Source organism: Marseilla massiliensis (assembly GCF_016899855.1).
In the GTDB taxonomy this organism is placed as follows: domain Bacteria; phylum Bacteroidota; class Bacteroidia; order Bacteroidales; family Bacteroidaceae; genus Prevotella.
This window is the reverse complement of sequence record NZ_JACJJG010000007.1, coordinates 25,968-42,717: the sequence shown is the minus strand read 5'-3', so window position 1 is coordinate 42,717 and position 16,750 is coordinate 25,968. Positions and strand designations below refer to the sequence as shown.

The following is a 16,750-nucleotide window of genomic DNA, read 5'->3' as shown; positions in this document are numbered from 1 at the left end:
CGTTCATTCCGCACGTTGTTTCCTAATTCTGTTGTTTGATGATATGTTAATATAAAGGCGCGGCCGTGCATGCGTTTGGCGCCCTTATGCGGATTGATTTAGCTATCGTTGGTGCAACCCTGTCGATAGTGATGGGTGTGGTTATTTCTTTCGCGACAAAGCCCGTACCGTAGAATATAAGCGGAAAGGGCATTGTGCTTTCCTTTGATAAGTATTGTTGGAAATTCTCTTCGTTCAGAAGTTTCCATCCTGGGGAAACTTCGATGATTATGTCTCCGCAATTATTAGGGTTGTACCAGTTTCTAAGTCTTGAGCCATTGTCACCTGAAGACAGAAGCAGGTTTTTGCTGGTGAATACGTTGCTTACGCCAGACAGCTGCATAATGAATGTCTGTGCACGGCTAAGCAGCTCACTGAGGTTGATTCGTTTCAGCTCAATTTGCCTTATATTAAAGAATATCTGGTTGTAAAAACAGTTCTCTACGTATTTGTCTTGCCCATAAATGGCTCCGAGATAAACGTTAAGAAGATTTGCCGTACGGTCCATGTAGAATGTTCCGCTCGGTATTCTGTATTTTGCGTAGTCTACCTCTTTCTCGTTACAATATCCGGTGCTGGTAACGATGAAAAGTACATTATGCTTGCCAAGCTTGTTCTCTATTTTTGTAGTGAGCTTTTCAAGTTCCTTGTCCAGTTGGATATATTTATATTGCAGTTGTTGCTTGTTGAGGACGTCCTTTTCTATAGGTACCTGCGCATCGTATGTCAGTGACAGCATGTCAGGCACGTTGTCTGCTCCCATGCCGTTTGAATCGATGCACTGCAGGGCTACATTTGTTATGTTTGCGTTGATGTTGTCATTTGTAAATGAGTTGACGTACAACAAGTTGTATGATTCGAGCCAGCTTGGAGCTTTTTTATAGTAGTATGTCGACGAGCACCAGCACATATTGTCCTTGTTGAACCATATTGCGCCGTCTGCCGCATGGCCGCCGCCAATGATGGCCGCATCGCGGTCCATGGCAATGCTGAACACCTTACCATCACCGTCAGTAGCTATCTTGAGTTCGTCGGTGATAGTAGTCGTCGCGATGTTCTTTGGAGAGGATTTTTCCTTTGTGAATATCCCATCATACTCGTTGTCGTCAACACAGTTGACCGGTATGAGTGAATTTTTGTCAAGCCACTTAAATCCTGTAATGCCGTTGTGCGACGGTGACGTGCCTGTAGCAATCGACGCTATGGATGATGCACGGTCGACAGGGGCGAATGTATATTGGGCATTGTAATATACAACGCCGTTTTGGAACAACTTTTTAAAGCCATTGCTGCCGTATGAAGGCATGAAAGCCTCAATATAGTCTGTGCGCAACTGGTCTATTGTTATGTTGACGACAAGTCGCGGCACGGGCCTTGATATCTGGGCTTCAGCCAGACTGCTTGAAACTACGGCCAGGATTGTGGCTGTTATATATTTGTTTATCATCACTTCCCGGGTAAAAATCTATTTTGGTAAACAATATTCCATACACATCTTATCAGCAAAGATAATGCCAAGATGTACATTCCTTCGGCATAGCTTTGGAAAAATCCTCCGATAAGGAACATTACCAGCATGCATGCCGCATATTTCCATAATGGCTCATAGCGTTTCTTTATAGCCCGTTTTGCAATGCCGTAGGCAAAGAATAGAGGCAATGGATTGAACAGGAGGATTTGCAAGTTTGTGCTTGTGGTCGGGTGTTCCGAGAAAAACATCAGGAAGATTATTATTCCCACGCAGCCGTCTAATATTAATAATAAGGTGTCAAACGGCCATAATTTCCTTTTTGTAATTAGCTCGAATGCCGAGATAATTATTACTAAGGCGAAAATTATCCATGCACATGCGCTTGGGCTAAGTGGAAATCCGCTGTTGTGTTCCTGTGCGCCAGCCGGTATTATGTACGAGCTCTTGATGACAAGCGGTCTTGTCGTGCCGTCGGGAGACTTGATTTTAGCGTGCTCAAAATCTTCCATCAGCCGCAACGGCAGGAATTGTTGTTCCTGCAGGTCTGTCTTTTTGTCAGACTTTACGCCGAGCAGGAGGTCGTTGCCGAAACGGGCCCATGGGGCGTTCCCGTTCATCGAGTGTACTAACTCGCGGTATGAAGGATACTCTTCTTTTGCGTCAGGAAATACAACTGCCCCTTTTATATTGTCAATAATTATATCGCGCGGGCGTGTAGTACAGTTGTCGTAGAAGTAATTATACCTGTACGTCCTGTTTTCGGGAAGGAAATTATTGTCAAATGCCCTGCGCATTTCGGCTTTCTCTTCGTTTGTAAGGTTCAGTTCCTGCTGGTACACCCATCTTCCTTCCGACCTGTATTCGTCACAGAAATAATCGAAAGGCACTATTCCCATCTCGTAGTCGGTTATACCGAAGATGAATCTCAATACGAAAAACGGCTTGTTGAACGAAAATACGCCATAGTTTATGGCAACGTCTATATTTTTGCCATAATCCGTATATCTAACGGCTGTATGTCCGTAAAGGCTGTAAACTTCAGTACCTGGTGCGCAGGTTAGCAGGCTTATCCTTACAGAATCAGTGTCTGCAAATGATTGCTTTTCTTGTGCGTACGCCCGTATATTGCTGAATATCAGCATTATAGAGCACGCAATGACTGCTATTGGAATGTATCTTGAGCATTTCACGGTGCAAAAATAGCTTATATTTCTCATTTTGCGTACGTTTATTCCAAAAATTTTCAATAATTTTGCAAGCCGTAAACCAATCGCTCGTAAAGTACGATGGCATGCATTTAGACGAAATGTTGCAGGATGCGATACATTTGTTTATTTATAATGCCGTAACTGTCTGGAAAACAGATGTTTGTTACTGAAGTTTTAAAATGTGGCCTTTTATGTTCCGAAAAAGCACCTTTTGCACGGTCGAAGGCCATCTTTTGCACAGCAGAAGGCCTCCTTTTATCAGGAGATTTGTCTATAGGCTGCCATTAAGTACGTATATAATGCCGGAATGAGTGCCGGAAATGCCTTTTAGGCAAATAAATCATTCCACACTCCTGGATAAAGGAGCGTAGGGTAGGGTATTTGAAAAATATCCTTAACTTTTGGTTTATTTAACTGCCAGGGCGCATATTGATTTGGTATTTTCATAAAAAATCCCCAACTTTGCAGGCGATTTTGTCGTCCTTTGGGGCATAACAGATTATAAGAAAAAAGATGGGTTTTTATAAAAAAGTATTAGGCGCAGGCATTTTAGCGTCAGTCTGTATCACTCCGGCGGTGGCCCAAAGTGGCACTAATTCGCCTTATAGCCAATACGGACTCGGCTTGCTTAACGAGCAGTCGAGCGGTTTTAACAGAGGAATGAATGGTCTGGGATTGGCTTTCAGGGAACATAACCAGGTGAATTACATAAACCCCGCTTCATATTCGGCGCTTGACTCGTTGACGTTTATCTTTGATGCCGGCTTGTCTGGACAAATCACAAATTTTAACGAGAACGGCCATAAGATCAATGCGAACAACGCCGATTTCGAGTATGCAGTCGCAGCTTTCCGTGCATTCAAACACGTAGGAGTAAGTTTCGGTATCGTTCCTTTCACCAATGTGGGTTATAACTATGCAATAACCGATTATCTTAATGACGACAGGGATGTGGCATACACAAACACTTACAGTGGAAGCGGCGGTATACATCAAGTGTATTTCGGCGCTGGATGGGAATTTTTGAAAGGCTTGTCTGTCGGAGCCAATATCTCATATCTGTGGGGCGACATTGACCGTTCCGTGATCAACAGTTACAGTGACGGCTCGATAAATACCCTGTCAAAGTATTATACGGCCTCGGTAAAGAGCTACAAGCTTGATGTAGGACTGCAATACCAGCTTGCCCTTGACAAGAAAAACGCTTTGGCTATAGGACTGACTTACGGGCTCGGGCACAAACTTGGCACGGACCCGACATGTAACATCATATCGACAAACACGATGACGGCTGTGGCCGATACTGCTTCATTCACGGTAAACAATGGTCTTGAGATTCCGACATCATTCGGTGCCGGCGTGATGTGGAATCATGCTAACAAGCTTAAGTTGGGCGCTGATTTCTCATACCAGCAGTGGGGCTCTCTGCAATATCCGGTTTATCGTGTCGTGAATGACGAACCGAGGTATGAGCTGACTGACGATTATTATAAAGACCGTTATAAAGTGACGGTCGGTGGAGAGTTCTGCAACGACGAGATGAGTCGTAGGTTCTTTGACCGAATCCGTTTCCGTGCCGGAGTTTCTTACGCTACTTCATATTATAAGATCAACGGTCTTGACGGTCCAGATGAAATCAGCGCGAGCATAGGTTTCGGCATTCCAATAGTGAACGCCTATAACAACCGGTCTGTGCTGAATATCTCCGGGCAATGGGTTCACTCGGCCGCAAACGGATTGCTTACTGAAAACACGTTCCGCATAAATATCGGCATTACGTTCAACGAACGGTGGTTCATGAAATGGAAAGTCGATTGATGTCATTTTTCCCAAAACTGGCAGTGAAACTGACTCCTGTATTGTTAGTTTGTGGCGTGTCTCTGATGATGGCATGCGAGGAGAGGCGTGAACATACGGCTCCTGCTGTTAATCCGAGAGATTCGGTGGCAATGATGACGTCATACGGCGTGAACACGCTTGTGTCCGATTCAGGAATGATGAAATACCGTATTGTTGCTGAGTGTTGGGAAGTTAACCAGGTTCGCAATCCTTCACGTTGGATTTTCGAAAAAGGACTCTTTTTGGAACAGTTTGACCCTAAGTTTCACGTTGAGGCTTATATACAAAGTGACACGGCTTATTATTATGATCAGCAGAAGTTGTGGGAATTGCGTGGACGGGTTAGGGTAAGGACTGTCGACGGATTAAGATTCTCAAGTGAAGAGTTGTTCTGGGACCAGAATAAGCATGAGCTTTATAGTTTTAAGTATTCAAAACTCATTACTCCGGAGAGGGAAATGGAGGGTACATACTTTCGTAGCGACGAACGGATGACGCGTTATACGGTCACAAACTCCAAAGGTTCGTTCGTTAAGGGAGGAATGGGCGAGAGCGAAGGCGACTCTATATTGACGGCGCCTGATACCGTTAAGGCGAAAAAGCGTTTACCTACAACTCCGTCTGCGAGGAAAACACAATAGGAAAAGTTGGATAAACCGCTTAAAATCAACATGAAAGAAAGTTTTTAACTGAAATATAATTGTTTTTATATTCTTTTTTGTAATTTTGTGCGCTAAATTGTTCAACCCCGAAAAGAAAATAAATAAAAGAAATAAATAATTGTAATAATGGCAGTATTAGGAAAAATTAGAAGCAAAGGCGTAATCCTTATCGTAATAATAGGACTTGGCCTTTTTGCGTTTATTGCCGAAGAGTTCTTCAGGTCTTGCGATGCCGCAAGTAATGAAAGAAGGGCGCAAGTAGGCGAGGTGTTAGGTGACAAAGTTAATGTCCAGGACTTCCAGAAACTCGTTGATGAATATACCAACGTTATCAGGATGACCCAAGGACGTGACAATCTCACCGATGAGGAGCTTAACCAGGTAAAGGACGTAGTTTGGAATACTTTTGTCCAGACTGAGATTATTAGCCATGAAGCTGAGAAACTTGGTTTGACCGTAACAGATAAGGAGTTGCAGAATGTCCTTAACGCTGGAACAAACCAGATGCTTCTTCAGACACCATTCGTTAATCAGCAGACAGGACGCTTCGACGCAAACATGTTAAAGCAGTTCCTTGCAGAATATAAACAGGCTCAGGCTGCAAATCCTCAGATGGCTGATCAGTACCGTAATCTTTATAATTTCTGGACATTTGTTGAGAAGTCATTGCGTCAGCAGCTTCTTGCACAGAAATATCAGGTTCTCTTTGCTGGTTGCCTGCTTTCTAATCCAGTGTCAGCCCAGATGGCATATAATGACGAGAATCAGGAAAGCAACATACAGTTGGCTTCATTTGCCTATTCTTCAATCAATGATAATAAGGTAAAAATCACGGAAAGCGACCTTAAGGCTAAATATGATGAACTTAAGCCGCGTTTCAAGCAATACGAGGAGACCCGCTCAATCAAATATGTTGATTACCAGGTCGTACCGTCTCAGGCAGACCGTAAGGCGTTGAACAAGACCGTTAACGAGTATATGGTTGCTCTTAGGGATACGGCTGATCCTTCAGGTGTCATAAGAAAGAGTGGCTCGACCGTTCCTTATTTGGGAATACCGCAGACAAAGTCTGCCTTCCCGTCAGACATTGCAGCAAAACTTGATTCTATTTCTGTGGGCTCAACAACCACTCCTGTGGAGAACAAGATAGATAACACATTGAATATAATAAGGTTGATATCTAAGACTCAAATGCCTGATTCTGTACAGTTTAGAGCAATTCAAGTTATGGGTACCACGCCTGATGAGGCTGCTAAGCGTGCTGACAGTATTTATACAGCATTACAAGGAGGGGCGGAATTTGAAACTATTGCCAAGAAGTATGGACAGACAGGCGCTAAGAATTGGATAACTTCCGCACAATATCAAAATGCGCCGTCTATGGATAATGATACCAAGTCATACATCCAGTCTCTTAATACTTTGGGAGTGAACGAGACCAAAAATATTAAGATGGCGCAAGGAAATATAATACTTCAGGTAACTGACCGTAGAGCTATGACCGATAAGTACGTAGCTGCAGTGATAAAGAAACCTATTGAGTTCTCAAAGAATACATATTCAGACGCATACAACAAGTTCAGCCAGTTTGTTAGCGAAAATCAGAGTCTTGAGGCGATGCAGAAAAATGCTTCAAAGTATGGATTTACGGTTCGTGAGCGTGCTGACGTTCGTAATTCAGAGCATTATCTCGTGGGTATAAGTGATACTCGTGAAGCTATGAAATGGCTGTTTGAGGCTAAGGAGAATGAAGTTTCTCCACTTTATGAGTGTGGAGAGAACGACCGTCTGTTGGTTGTTGTACTTACGAAGATAAATAAAGAAGGCTATCGCACTTTGGATGACGAGAACGTAAAAAATTATGTACGTAGCGAGGTTATTCGTGACAAGAAGGCAGAAATGCTTATGGCACAAGTTAAGGGTGTCAAGGATGTCAACGGTGCAAAGTCTAAAGGTGCTAAGGTCTCTACAGTAAATCAGGTTACGTTTGCTGCACCTGTATTTGTTCAGGCTACCGGAATGAGCGAGCCTGCACTTAGTGGTGCTGTATCGGCTATCGCAAAAGGAAAGTTCTGTGCGCAGCCTGTAAAGGGTTACGGAGGTGTTTATATGTTCAAGGTAACAGACAAAAAGACACGTCCGGTTAAGTACAATGCCAAGGAGTATGAGCAGCGTCAACGCCAAAAAGTGATGCAGTATGCTGGCAACTTCATGCAGGAGCTTTACATTAAAGCTAATGTAAAAGATAACCGTTACATGTTCTTCTAATTGTAATTAAGTATATTAAACAACAAAAAAGCACGCAAATCCTAGCGTGCTTTTTTGTTGTTTAATATACTTAATGGTAATAAGTGCCTTATGAAAATCAAAGAAATAAAATTCCGATAAACTGTTGTCTCCTGTCTGTTTACGATGTATTTATTATTGATAAAAATTCTTTTATATCCGTTCTTGTAATAAAATTTACATCTTGTTAATTTCAATACGCATCATGCCGCTTAGTAAATGGTCTTGTCGTAAATGATTTCAGGATCCGGAGCTCCTGTTATCATGTCGTCATAGGCGTCTGATAAATCGCTTTTGTCAATGTTTATTTCAGTGTTAACCATTCGTTCTTTATCAAGCAGTGAATGCGAAAACAGCCATTCGTATGTTTTTTTCAGATAAAATATTCTTGCCAATGCGCCGTGGGATGCACCTTTCATCCACGTGAATCTCAGGCGTTTGTCGTTTCCGTCTCTTTGCAATGACTCGACAACTACTTTTGAATACTTTATAGGAACGGCACGGTCAGCTGTTCCGTGCATTATCCATAAAGGAAGTTTTCCAAGTCCGCTGACGTCGTTATATGAGCAACCACCACACAAAGCCATTGCTGCTGCTATTTTGTCTGGATATGTAGCGGCGAAGTCAAGTGTACCATAGCCTCCGAGGCTCATGCCCATGACATATACGCGTGTGGAGTCCATGGCATAATGTTTTTTTGTCCATTCGAGTACATCGTTGATTTTCTTTGGATTCCATGCTCCTCCAGGATTTTGCGGAACTATTACAAGAGCCTCTATTTGGCGTCCCTTTACTATGGCGTCCAGCGGTCCGTAACGTTTTACCCTGTTCAGGTTGTTGCCGCATAGGCTGCGGCCATGCAGGAAGATAATAACCGGTGTACTGTCGTACGAGTAGTAATAATCCTGCGGAGTGTAAATCCAGAAATCATAACCGCCCGGTATTGAGTCTTTTACCGGGCGTAGAAAATCGTATTGTGCGAAAGTCTGATGCATTGCGCACAATGCGAATATTAGTAATATGATATGTCTTTTCATTTCATGTTATATTCTGTCGAGAACAAGTTTTATCAAGTTGTCTATGTGATTTTTATATCCTGTGTCACTTTTTTGTGTCACACGGTTAGCTATTACCATGCAGCATGTAGTAGCCTTGTGTCCCATAAGACGTGCCAGTCCTGCGAGTGCAGAACTTTCCATCTCGAAGTTGGTGATTTTCATTCCGTTATATTCGAATTTCTCAATCTTCTCGTTCTGTTTTGGGTCGGCTAACGGAATGCGCAGCTGTCGGCCTTGTGGTCCAAAGAAACCGCCGCATGCTACCGTCACGCCGCGCACCATATCGTTGTCGGCTATACGGTCAACGAGTTCGGCATCGGCGTCTACGACGTATGGCGCAGGTGCGCAGATGTTGCCAGTCCAGCCAAGGTGGTTAAGCAGGGCACGCTCCATTGGCAGGTCACATACAGCGTTGCGCCCTTCATAGAAATTCAGCAATCCGTCAAAACCTACCGACTTGACCGAACAAATGAACGTACCTTCAGGCGTGTATGGCTGTAGTCCGCCGCAAGTGCCAATGCGCACTATTTCCAGTTGGCGTAATGTGTCTTTTTCCGTGCGTGTGTTGAAATCTATGTTGGCAAGGGCGTCCATTTCATTTATTACTATGTCGATATTGTCACAGCCGATACCTGTCGACGTTACGGTTATGCGTTTGCCGTTGTAACGTCCGGTTACAGTGTGGAACTCGCGACTCTCCACTTCGCATTCTTTCGTCTCGAAATGTGAGGCTACAAGGTTTACGCGCCCCGGGTCACCTACGAGGATTATTTTGTCGGCCAAGTATTCCGGTTTCACATGCAGGTGGAACACGCTGCCGTCAGGATTGATTATCAGTTCTGATTCGGCGAAATATCTTTTTACCATAGTTTTATTGGTTTATGAGTTTATAAATAGAGGATTGAAGCAACAATCCTATGTCATTTATTCACGCCTGCAGAGCGTAATGATGGATTAGAAATGCAGCTATCCGCCTATTCCTTGTCGCGTTTTTTATTAATGTAGGAAGCGACCGTGTTTTCACATGCTCAGGTTTTCAGCGTTTCGTATTTCCTTTTCCATTTCATGTATTTGCGCATCAAGGTGCTCAAGCTGTTTTTCGGCTGTCATGATGTTGTCGGCTAACCGTTTTTTTTTTGTTGCGTTACTTGTGGAATATGTACGGCGCAGTGCTTCAAGCTTTTCATCCATATTTCTGGCCGTTGTTTTCATTTGCTGTAGCTTTCCGAAGCGTTCACGGTTGGTGGGTGATTTGAAATCGTTGATATCATTATATACGGTGTTGTCGTTGACAACGAACGATATGCGGTTCGTGCTGATGTCCGTATTTCTTGTTTGCAGGTTTTTCACTCGGTTGCGTGCAGCCTGCAATTTGGCATTGTCGGTCCAAGTGTCGGTAATGCACCTGATATCGGCCAGGCTTCGTAACATTTCGTCGCCAATAGCGTCAACGTCGTAAGCCGTGCGTGTATCAGCAGGTACAAAAGTATATATGCAAACCTTGCCGGCAGGCTGGTGGCGGTCAGTCACGAGCCATCCAATGTTGTCAAATTCGTCTATTGCGCAATAATAGTCGTTGGCTGTAGAGTTGTATGGCAACCCTACATTCTCCGGACGATAGAAGCGGGCAGAGTCTGTGTCGTACCGAGTTACGTAAATGTCGTATCCGCCAAGGCTTTCCTTACCCTTTGCCGCAAAATACAATGTCACTCCGTCTGCCATCATGTACGGATAACTTACGTCCTCAAATTCGTTTCCGAATTCATCGATTAGTCTTGCCGCAGTCCATTCGCCGCCCAGTTTGTCCGTAGAATATAAGGCGTAACGCCCGTCATTACCTACTGTTGAGAAGTATATCCTGTTTCCGAATTCATTGATATAAGCAGCGCCGCCAGCCAGTCCCGTGTCACCTGTAATGCCGGCAGTGGTGCCGATACGGCCCGACTCGCGGTTGAGCGGTATCCGGCTTATGAAATCTGCCGAGTCAACCACTATGCTGTCTATGAACATTACTTGCGCTGTCGAGAGCAACATCGTTTCGTATAATTCCTGGGCCGCTTCCTGTTGGGCTGTCATTTCTGTTTTAGGCTTGCCCTTGGCGCGTTTGTTCTTTACTTGGGCATGTGACTGTACACCGGCCATGAGCAACAGTATGGAGAGGATAACGGATTTAGTTTTCAGCATATTATGTTTTTGTTAAATGTTTGATTGTTAAGCGCTTTTGCGGCGCAGACTATCTGCAAAGATAATGTTTTTCGGCGAAACGGTTGCCGTGTATGCCTGTTTTTTCGCTTCGACAGTTTACGTTTTAACTAATTTTATGTACAATGAGTCCCGTTGCGTGAGGCGTGTTGCAGATATTACGTAATGCAATAAAATTGTCGCTAATGGTTTCATATTGATTTTCGTTGGATGAAATACTGGGCGTTTTTGCGACTTATAAATTTCCGGTCGTAAATATCTCCATTTTGAGTGTGCAACGCTAGTGCGTTGATAACAATGAAATTAAGCGTAGTACATTGTTATTTGTGCAATATTCTGTACTCGGTAATGTTAGTAAAAGCCGTCCAAACGCATGCTTTTAACGGCCTAAACGTGCTTTTTTGACGGCTTTTTAGCTTGTCATTAGTGGTCTTTCGCATTGTAAAACATGGCCTTTTACATTTCTGTTGACCGTCTTTTGTTACTCAATATGCCGTTTGTCTCATGCCGTTATACGAAAGAATGTCCTTTTACCGTTCTACTTTCAGTTTTTCTGTGTACATTTGTAATTTGACAAATTGTTTCGGATTTTTTGTTTTTCATTCCATTTTTGTTGTTTATGTAAGCGTGAAAATTTTGTAATTCCATTCAATTATTTTATTCGGAATTGCATGTTGCAAATCGGTTGTGGATAGGTGCATATAGTAAATTTCTGTATTCTTAATTTCTGTATGTGTAAATCTGTAGGCATTAAGACAAGAATGTAACGATAGAAAGTTTTGGTTTGCCGTGTCAAAATTACTTAATGCTTATATTATTTCGGTTGATAAAATTTGGGTGTTTCGAATAAAAGTTGTAATTTTGCCGCCGATTTAGTCCGCAAAGGCCGATTCAAGTTGTGGCAGGTGGCCATACGCCTTACGGAAAAACCCGTTTAACATATATATTAATGTACGCAATTGTAGAGATTAACGGTCAGCAGTTCAAGGCTGAAGCTGGTAAGAAGCTGTTTGTCCACCACATGAAGAACGTGGAGGAAGGCCAGGCTGTTGAGTTCGACAAGGTACTGCTTGTCGACAAGGAAGGTTCAGTACAAGTCGGCGCGCCGACAGTAGAGGGCGCCAAAGTAGTGTGTGAGGTTGTGAATCCTCTTGTCAAGGGTGACAAGGTCATCGTATTCAAGATGAAGCGCAGAAAGGACTACCGCAAGAAGAACGGTCACCGCGCTCAGTTCACCGAGGTAAAAATCAAGGAAGTAATCGCTTAAATTCAGGAGGAACAGAAAATGGCACATAAAAAAGGTGTAGGTAGTTCTAAGAACGGACGTGAGTCAGCTTCTCAAAGATTAGGCGTTAAAATCTGGGGCGGCCAGAAGTGTATCGCAGGTAACATTATCGTTCGCCAGCGTGGTACGAAGCATAACCCTGGCAAGAACGTCGGTATAGGTAAGGATGATACGTTGTACGCACTGGTTGACGGTGTTGTGAATTTCCACAAAGGCCGTAGGGATAAGAGCGTGGTATCAGTAATCCCTGAGACGGAAGCCTAAAAAGAGTTTTTAATTATTTATTCCAAACAAACAACAAAAATCCCGATTCTCAAGCGAGAATCGGGATTTTTGCCGTTATATGTACACTCGTAAGGAATATTTTTGTATTTTTGCAGGACGAAAACGTAGTGTGTAATATGGCAGGACCGTCAGTAATGATATTGATGGAGATGCTTGACTTACAAATACTTCGATGGCGGAAATGTTTAGGTAGGTTATACCCACCGTATGCTATAATTAATGTATAATGAAAATTTGATTAAAACATAAAGATATGCTTACGCTTAAACTTATCAGTGAAGAGACTGAACATGTAATTAAAGGATTGGAGAAAAAACACTTCAACGGGGCAAGGGAGGCTATTGAAAACGTGCTGGCACTCGACAAGACGAGGCGTGCCACTCAACAGCAGCTCGACAAGAATCTGCAGGAGGGTAAGAAGATGGCTGCCCGTATAGGCCAGCTCATGAAAGAAGGCAAGGCCGACGAGGCTGCGACGATTAAGGCTGAGGTGGCCGGTCTAAAGGAGGCTGCCAAGACTCTCGAACACGAATTGTCTGATATCCACAACCGTTTGACCGAGCTGTTGTGTACCATTCCTAATGTACCAAATGACGACGTACCGGAAGGCAAGGATGCCTCAGATAATGTTGTTGTTAAGGAAGGTGGGCATATTCCTGACTTGCCGGAGGATGCACTCTGCCATTGGGATTTGTGCAAGAAATACAATCTTATAAACTTTGACCTTGGTGTTAAAATCACCGGTGCGGGTTTCCCTGTATATATAGGTAAAATGGCACGCTTGCAAAGGGCGCTTGAGGCATTCTTCCTTGACGAGGCCCGCAAGAGCGGATATATGGAGATACAGCCTCCGTACGTAGTGAATGAAGCTTCAGGGTATGGTACGGGGCAATTGCCCGACAAGGAGGGACAGATGTATCATTGTAACTTGGACAACCTGTATCTTATTCCTACCGCAGAGGTTCCGGTGACAAATCTTTTCCGTGACGAAATACTTGACGAAAAGGATTTGCCCATCAAGTATTGCGCATATTCGGCTTGTTTCCGTCGTGAAGCCGGTTCGTATGGTAAGGATGTGCGTGGACTAAACCGTCTGCACCAGTTTGACAAGGTCGAGATTGTGCGTATTGACAAGCCGGAGCATTCGTATAAATCTTTGGACGAAATGCTTGCCCATGTAGAAGGCTTATGCCAGAAGCTGGAGCTTCCGTATCATATATTACGCCTTTGTGGTGGCGACATGAGCTTTACTTCTGCTATTTGTTATGATTTTGAAGTTTATAGTGCTGCTCAGAAAAAGTGGCTTGAGGTATCATCGGTCAGCAACTTCGAGAGTTACCAGGCTAACCGTTTGAAATGCCGTTACCGTAATTCCGAGACCAAGAAAATAGAGTTGTGCCATACTCTTAATGGTTCGGCTTTGGCTTTGCCTCGTATCGTGGCTGCCATTATGGAGAATAACCAGACACCAGAGGGTATCAGGGTACCGAAAGTGCTCGTGCCATATTGTGGCTTCGAAATGCTTGACGACAAGAATTTCTAATATAATTTTGCAGGCATTTGGCTGGTGGCATGTCGACGGATAAACAAGGAATAACCGACAACGGGAGTTCCTTGTGTGTTCGTTACGTGTGTGATTATTCCTTTGTTTTCTCGTCAACTAAAAATATATATGAACAAGATAATACGTAAGGAGCAGTTTTCGGAAAAAGTATTCCTCTTTGAAGTTGAGGCTCCGCTAATAGCCAAAAGCCGTAAGGCCGGCAATTTCGTGATAGTGAGGGTTGGTGATAATGGCGAGCGTATGCCGTTGACCATTGCTGATGCAGATGTAGCCAAGGGCACTATCACTATTGTTGTGCAAGAGGTTGGCCTTTCTTCGATAAAACTTTGTTCGTTGAATGTAGGCGACTATATCACTGATGTGGTTGGTCCTTTAGGTAATCCTACGCATATAGAGAATTTCGGTACAGTGGTATGTGCCGGAGGTGGAGTTGGAATAGCTCCCATGTTGCCGATAGTCAAGGCTCTCAAGGCTGCCGGCAATCGAGTTTTGTCCGTTATTGCAGGGCGAAGCAAGGAACTCGTGATTCTGGAGGATGAGGTTCGTGCTAATAGCGATGAAACTATAATCATGACCGATGACGGTTCGTATGGAGAGAAAGGAGTCGTAACTGTAGGTATTGAGAGGCTTATTAATCAGGAGCATGTCGATAAAGTTTTTGCTATCGGTCCTCCGGTGATGATGAAGTTTTGCTGTCTGCTTACAAAAAAATATGGTATTCCGACAGATGTCTCTCTTAATACGATTATGGTTGACGGAACCGGTATGTGTGGTGCGTGCCGTTTGACAATTGGCGGTAAGACTAAATTTGTGTGCATAGACGGCCCGGAATTTGACGGCGCTCTCGTTGATTGGGACGAGATGTTTAAGCGAATGGGAACGTTTAAGCGTGCAGAGCAGGAAGAGATGGAGCATTTCGAGGAACACCTCGCTTCCGTTAATGCAGGACATTCCAATACAGGTGGCAGTATGGCTGCTGAAGATTTGAAGATGGACGTATCGCCGACCGATGAACCTCTTGAGTTGCTTATTGACCGTAACGCAGACTGGCGAAAGGCGTTAAGACAATCAATGAAGCCTAAGGAGCGTATGTCCATACCACGCGTGAATATGCCTGAATTGTCACCGGAGTACAGAATAACGACGAGATATGAGGAGGTGAACAAGGGGCTGACCAAGCAGATGGCTCTTATTGAGGCAAAGCGATGCCTTGATTGTGCAAAACCAACTTGTATGGAAGGCTGCCCGGTAAATATAGATATACCGTCTTTCATTAAGAATATTGAACGAGGACAGTTCTTGGCTGCGGCAAAAGTGTTGAAAAATACATCCGCACTTCCTGCTGTTTGTGGCCGTGTATGTCCGCAAGAAAAACAGTGCGAGAGTCGTTGTATACATCTTAAGATGAATGAACCGGCTGTTGCTATAGGCTATCTTGAACGTTTTGCTGCGGATTTTGAGCGTGAAAGCGGTAATATGTCCGTTCCGTCCCTTGCTCCTTCTAACGGCATGAAAGTTGCAGTTGTAGGTTCGGGACCTGCCGGATTGAGTTTTGCTGGAGATATGGCAAAGCGTGGATATGATGTTTATGTTTTTGAAGCATTGCATGAGATTGGTGGTGTGCTTAAGTACGGAATACCTGAGTTCCGTCTTCCTAACAAGATTGTCGACGTTGAGATAGACAACTTGCGCAAGATGGGCGTGCATTTCCAGACAGACTGTATTATAGGTAAAACTATAAGCGTAGACCAGCTTGAGCAAAACGGTTTCAAAGGAATCTTTATCGGTTCGGGTGCAGGTTTGCCTAATTTTATGGATATACCTGGTGAGAATTTGATTAACGTAATGTCGTCTAACGAATACTTGACTCGAGTAAACCTTATGGATGCGGCAAATCCTACGACAGACACTCCTCTTAATATAGGAACGAAAGTCTTAGTTGTCGGTGGCGGAAATACCGCCATGGACTCATGCCGAACGGCGAAACGACTCGGCGCGGACGTGACGATTGTTTACCGTCGTTCAGAGGCTGAAATGCCAGCACGTATCGAAGAGGTGAAACATGCTAAGGAGGAAGGTGTTAACTTCTTGTGTTTGCATAACCCGATAGAGTATGTTGCGGACGAAAGCGGAGCCGTGAAGCAAGCAATCTTGCAGGTTATGGAGCTTGGTGAGCCGGATGAATCAGGCCGCCGACGTCCGGTACCTGTCGAAGGGAAGACTGTTACGATAGATGTTGATCAGGTAATCGTGTCCATCGGAGTATCCCCTAATCCACTTGTTCCCAAATCGGTAAAGGATTTGGAGCTTGGTAGAAAGAACACTATCGTGGTCAATGAAGAAATGCAAAGCTCGCGTCCAGAGATTTTTGCCGGTGGAGATATTGTGCGTGGTGGCGCGACAGTAATACTCGCCATGGGTGACGGTCGCCGTGCTGCCGCAAACATGGATAAACAATTACAAGGTATAAACGTAAGATGAACGGACTTTATACTATAATATTGCTCGTACTAAGCAACGTCTTCATGACCCTTGCTTGGTATGGGCATTTAAAGCTGCAAACCTCGGGAATATCTGCAAAATGGCCATTGATAGGCGTTATCGCATTTTCATGGGGTATTGCTTTTTTTGAGTATTGTTGCCAGGTACCTGCCAACCGTATAGGTTTTACGGGTAACGGAGGTCCATTCTCGTTGATTCAGTTGAAGGTAATACAGGAATGTATCAGTCTTGGTGTGTTCGCTGTCATTATCAATATATTATTTCAAGGCCAGACTCTTCACTGGAATCACATACTTGCATTCTTATTAATCATTTGTGCGGTATATCTTGTATTTATGAAGTAAGGCTT

13 protein-coding genes are annotated in these 16,750 nt (G+C 43.9%); 8 read left to right on the top strand and 5 right to left on the bottom strand.

Annotated features, from left to right (window positions below; translation table 11 throughout):
* Window positions 1-46: 46 nt before the first annotated feature.
* Both H6A34_RS03090 and H6A34_RS03085 read right to left on the bottom strand, forming a co-directional pair.
* Window positions 47-1,486 (bottom strand): alkaline phosphatase family protein, encoded by a 1,440-nt coding sequence (locus H6A34_RS03090; protein WP_021948606.1) that lies wholly within the window; start codon window positions 1,484-1,486, stop codon window positions 47-49.
* Entirely contained in the window at window positions 1,486-2,727 is a 1,242-nt protein-coding gene (locus tag H6A34_RS03085; protein WP_239480733.1) for an Lnb N-terminal periplasmic domain-containing protein, read from the bottom strand. Before H6A34_RS03085 ends, H6A34_RS03090 begins: the two co-directional genes overlap by 1 nt.
* A gap of 504 nt (window positions 2,728-3,231) precedes the next feature.
* On the opposite strand from H6A34_RS03085, the gene bamG reads away from it, so the two are divergent.
* The 3 genes from bamG (at window position 3,232) to H6A34_RS03070 (ending at window position 7,487) form a co-directional block, all read left to right on the top strand.
* Entirely contained in the window at window positions 3,232-4,536 is a 1,305-nt protein-coding gene (gene bamG, locus H6A34_RS03080) for a BamG family beta-barrel-assembly machinery protein (protein WP_021948609.1), read from the top strand.
* Entirely contained in the window at window positions 4,536-5,198 is a 663-nt protein-coding gene (gene lptC / locus H6A34_RS03075) for an LPS export ABC transporter periplasmic protein LptC (RefSeq protein ID WP_205103384.1), read from the top strand. Before bamG ends, lptC begins: the two co-directional genes overlap by 1 nt.
* Window positions 5,199-5,345: 147 nt before the next feature.
* On the top strand, window positions 5,346-7,487 hold the full coding sequence (locus tag H6A34_RS03070) for a peptidylprolyl isomerase (RefSeq protein ID WP_021948611.1): 2,142 nt from the start codon (window positions 5,346-5,348) through the stop codon (window positions 7,485-7,487).
* A gap of 230 nt (window positions 7,488-7,717) precedes the next feature.
* Here the strand turns inward: H6A34_RS03070 and H6A34_RS03065 are convergent, their stop codons facing one another.
* From H6A34_RS03065 to H6A34_RS03055, 3 genes are all read right to left on the bottom strand, one after another.
* Complete coding sequence (locus H6A34_RS03065; RefSeq protein WP_420870801.1) at window positions 7,718-8,500, bottom strand: carboxylesterase family protein; 783 nt, start codon at window positions 8,498-8,500, stop codon at window positions 7,718-7,720.
* Window positions 8,501-8,548: 48 nt separating this feature from the next.
* A complete protein-coding gene (locus H6A34_RS03060) occupies window positions 8,549-9,430 on the bottom strand; it encodes a nucleoside phosphorylase (protein ID WP_205103379.1) in 882 nt (293 codons plus the stop codon).
* 153 nt (window positions 9,431-9,583) lie between these two features.
* Window positions 9,584-10,747 (bottom strand): TolB-like translocation protein, encoded by a 1,164-nt coding sequence (locus H6A34_RS03055; protein ID WP_205103377.1) that lies wholly within the window; start codon window positions 10,745-10,747, stop codon window positions 9,584-9,586.
* Between the two features lie 967 nt (window positions 10,748-11,714).
* On the opposite strand from H6A34_RS03055, the gene rplU reads away from it, so the two are divergent.
* From rplU to H6A34_RS03030, 5 genes are all read left to right on the top strand, one after another.
* Window positions 11,715-12,032 carry a 50S ribosomal protein L21 gene (gene rplU / locus H6A34_RS03050; RefSeq protein ID WP_021948616.1) on the top strand — a complete coding sequence of 106 codons (318 nt, stop codon included), beginning with the start codon at window positions 11,715-11,717 and terminating at the stop codon, window positions 12,030-12,032.
* Between the two features lie 18 nt (window positions 12,033-12,050).
* Window positions 12,051-12,314: a 50S ribosomal protein L27 gene (gene rpmA, locus H6A34_RS03045; RefSeq protein WP_021948617.1), complete on the top strand. Its 264-nt coding sequence runs from the start codon at window positions 12,051-12,053 to the stop codon at window positions 12,312-12,314.
* Window positions 12,315-12,588: 274 nt separating this feature from the next.
* Window positions 12,589-13,878 (top strand): serine--tRNA ligase, encoded by a 1,290-nt coding sequence (gene serS / locus H6A34_RS03040; protein WP_205103375.1) that lies wholly within the window; start codon window positions 12,589-12,591, stop codon window positions 13,876-13,878.
* A gap of 129 nt (window positions 13,879-14,007) precedes the next feature.
* Window positions 14,008-16,380: a bifunctional dihydroorotate dehydrogenase B NAD binding subunit/NADPH-dependent glutamate synthase gene (locus tag H6A34_RS03035; protein ID WP_205103374.1), complete on the top strand. Its 2,373-nt coding sequence runs from the start codon at window positions 14,008-14,010 to the stop codon at window positions 16,378-16,380.
* Window positions 16,377-16,745, top strand: coding sequence for a DMT family protein (locus tag H6A34_RS03030; protein WP_021948620.1), 369 nt, complete (start codon window positions 16,377-16,379; stop codon window positions 16,743-16,745). The genes H6A34_RS03035 and H6A34_RS03030 overlap by 4 nt, the downstream gene beginning before the upstream one ends.
* Window positions 16,746-16,750: the final 5 nt, after the last annotated feature.

Bases quoted from the DNA above. Each gene is read 5' to 3' on its own strand.
- H6A34_RS03090 (WP_021948606.1), bottom strand. From the start codon at position 1,486: ATGATAAACAAATATATAACAGCCACAATCCTGGCCGTAGTTTCAAGC.
- H6A34_RS03085 (WP_239480733.1), bottom strand. From the start codon at position 2,727: ATGAGAAATATAAGCTATTTTTGCACCGTGAAATGCTCAAGATACATT.
- bamG (WP_021948609.1), top strand. From the start codon at position 3,232: ATGGGTTTTTATAAAAAAGTATTAGGCGCAGGCATTTTAGCGTCAGTC.
- lptC (WP_205103384.1), top strand. From the start codon at position 4,536: ATGTCATTTTTCCCAAAACTGGCAGTGAAACTGACTCCTGTATTGTTA.
- H6A34_RS03070 (WP_021948611.1), top strand. From the start codon at position 5,346: ATGGCAGTATTAGGAAAAATTAGAAGCAAAGGCGTAATCCTTATCGTA.
- H6A34_RS03065 (WP_420870801.1), bottom strand. From the start codon at position 8,500: ATGCATCAGACTTTCGCACAATACGATTTTCTACGCCCGGTAAAAGAC.
- H6A34_RS03060 (WP_205103379.1), bottom strand. From the start codon at position 9,430: ATGGTAAAAAGATATTTCGCCGAATCAGAACTGATAATCAATCCTGAC.
- H6A34_RS03055 (WP_205103377.1), bottom strand. From the start codon at position 10,747: ATGCTGAAAACTAAATCCGTTATCCTCTCCATACTGTTGCTCATGGCC.
- rplU (WP_021948616.1), top strand. From the start codon at position 11,715: ATGTACGCAATTGTAGAGATTAACGGTCAGCAGTTCAAGGCTGAAGCT.
- rpmA (WP_021948617.1), top strand. From the start codon at position 12,051: ATGGCACATAAAAAAGGTGTAGGTAGTTCTAAGAACGGACGTGAGTCA.
- serS (WP_205103375.1), top strand. From the start codon at position 12,589: ATGCTTACGCTTAAACTTATCAGTGAAGAGACTGAACATGTAATTAAA.
- H6A34_RS03035 (WP_205103374.1), top strand. From the start codon at position 14,008: ATGAACAAGATAATACGTAAGGAGCAGTTTTCGGAAAAAGTATTCCTC.
- H6A34_RS03030 (WP_021948620.1), top strand. From the start codon at position 16,377: ATGAACGGACTTTATACTATAATATTGCTCGTACTAAGCAACGTCTTC.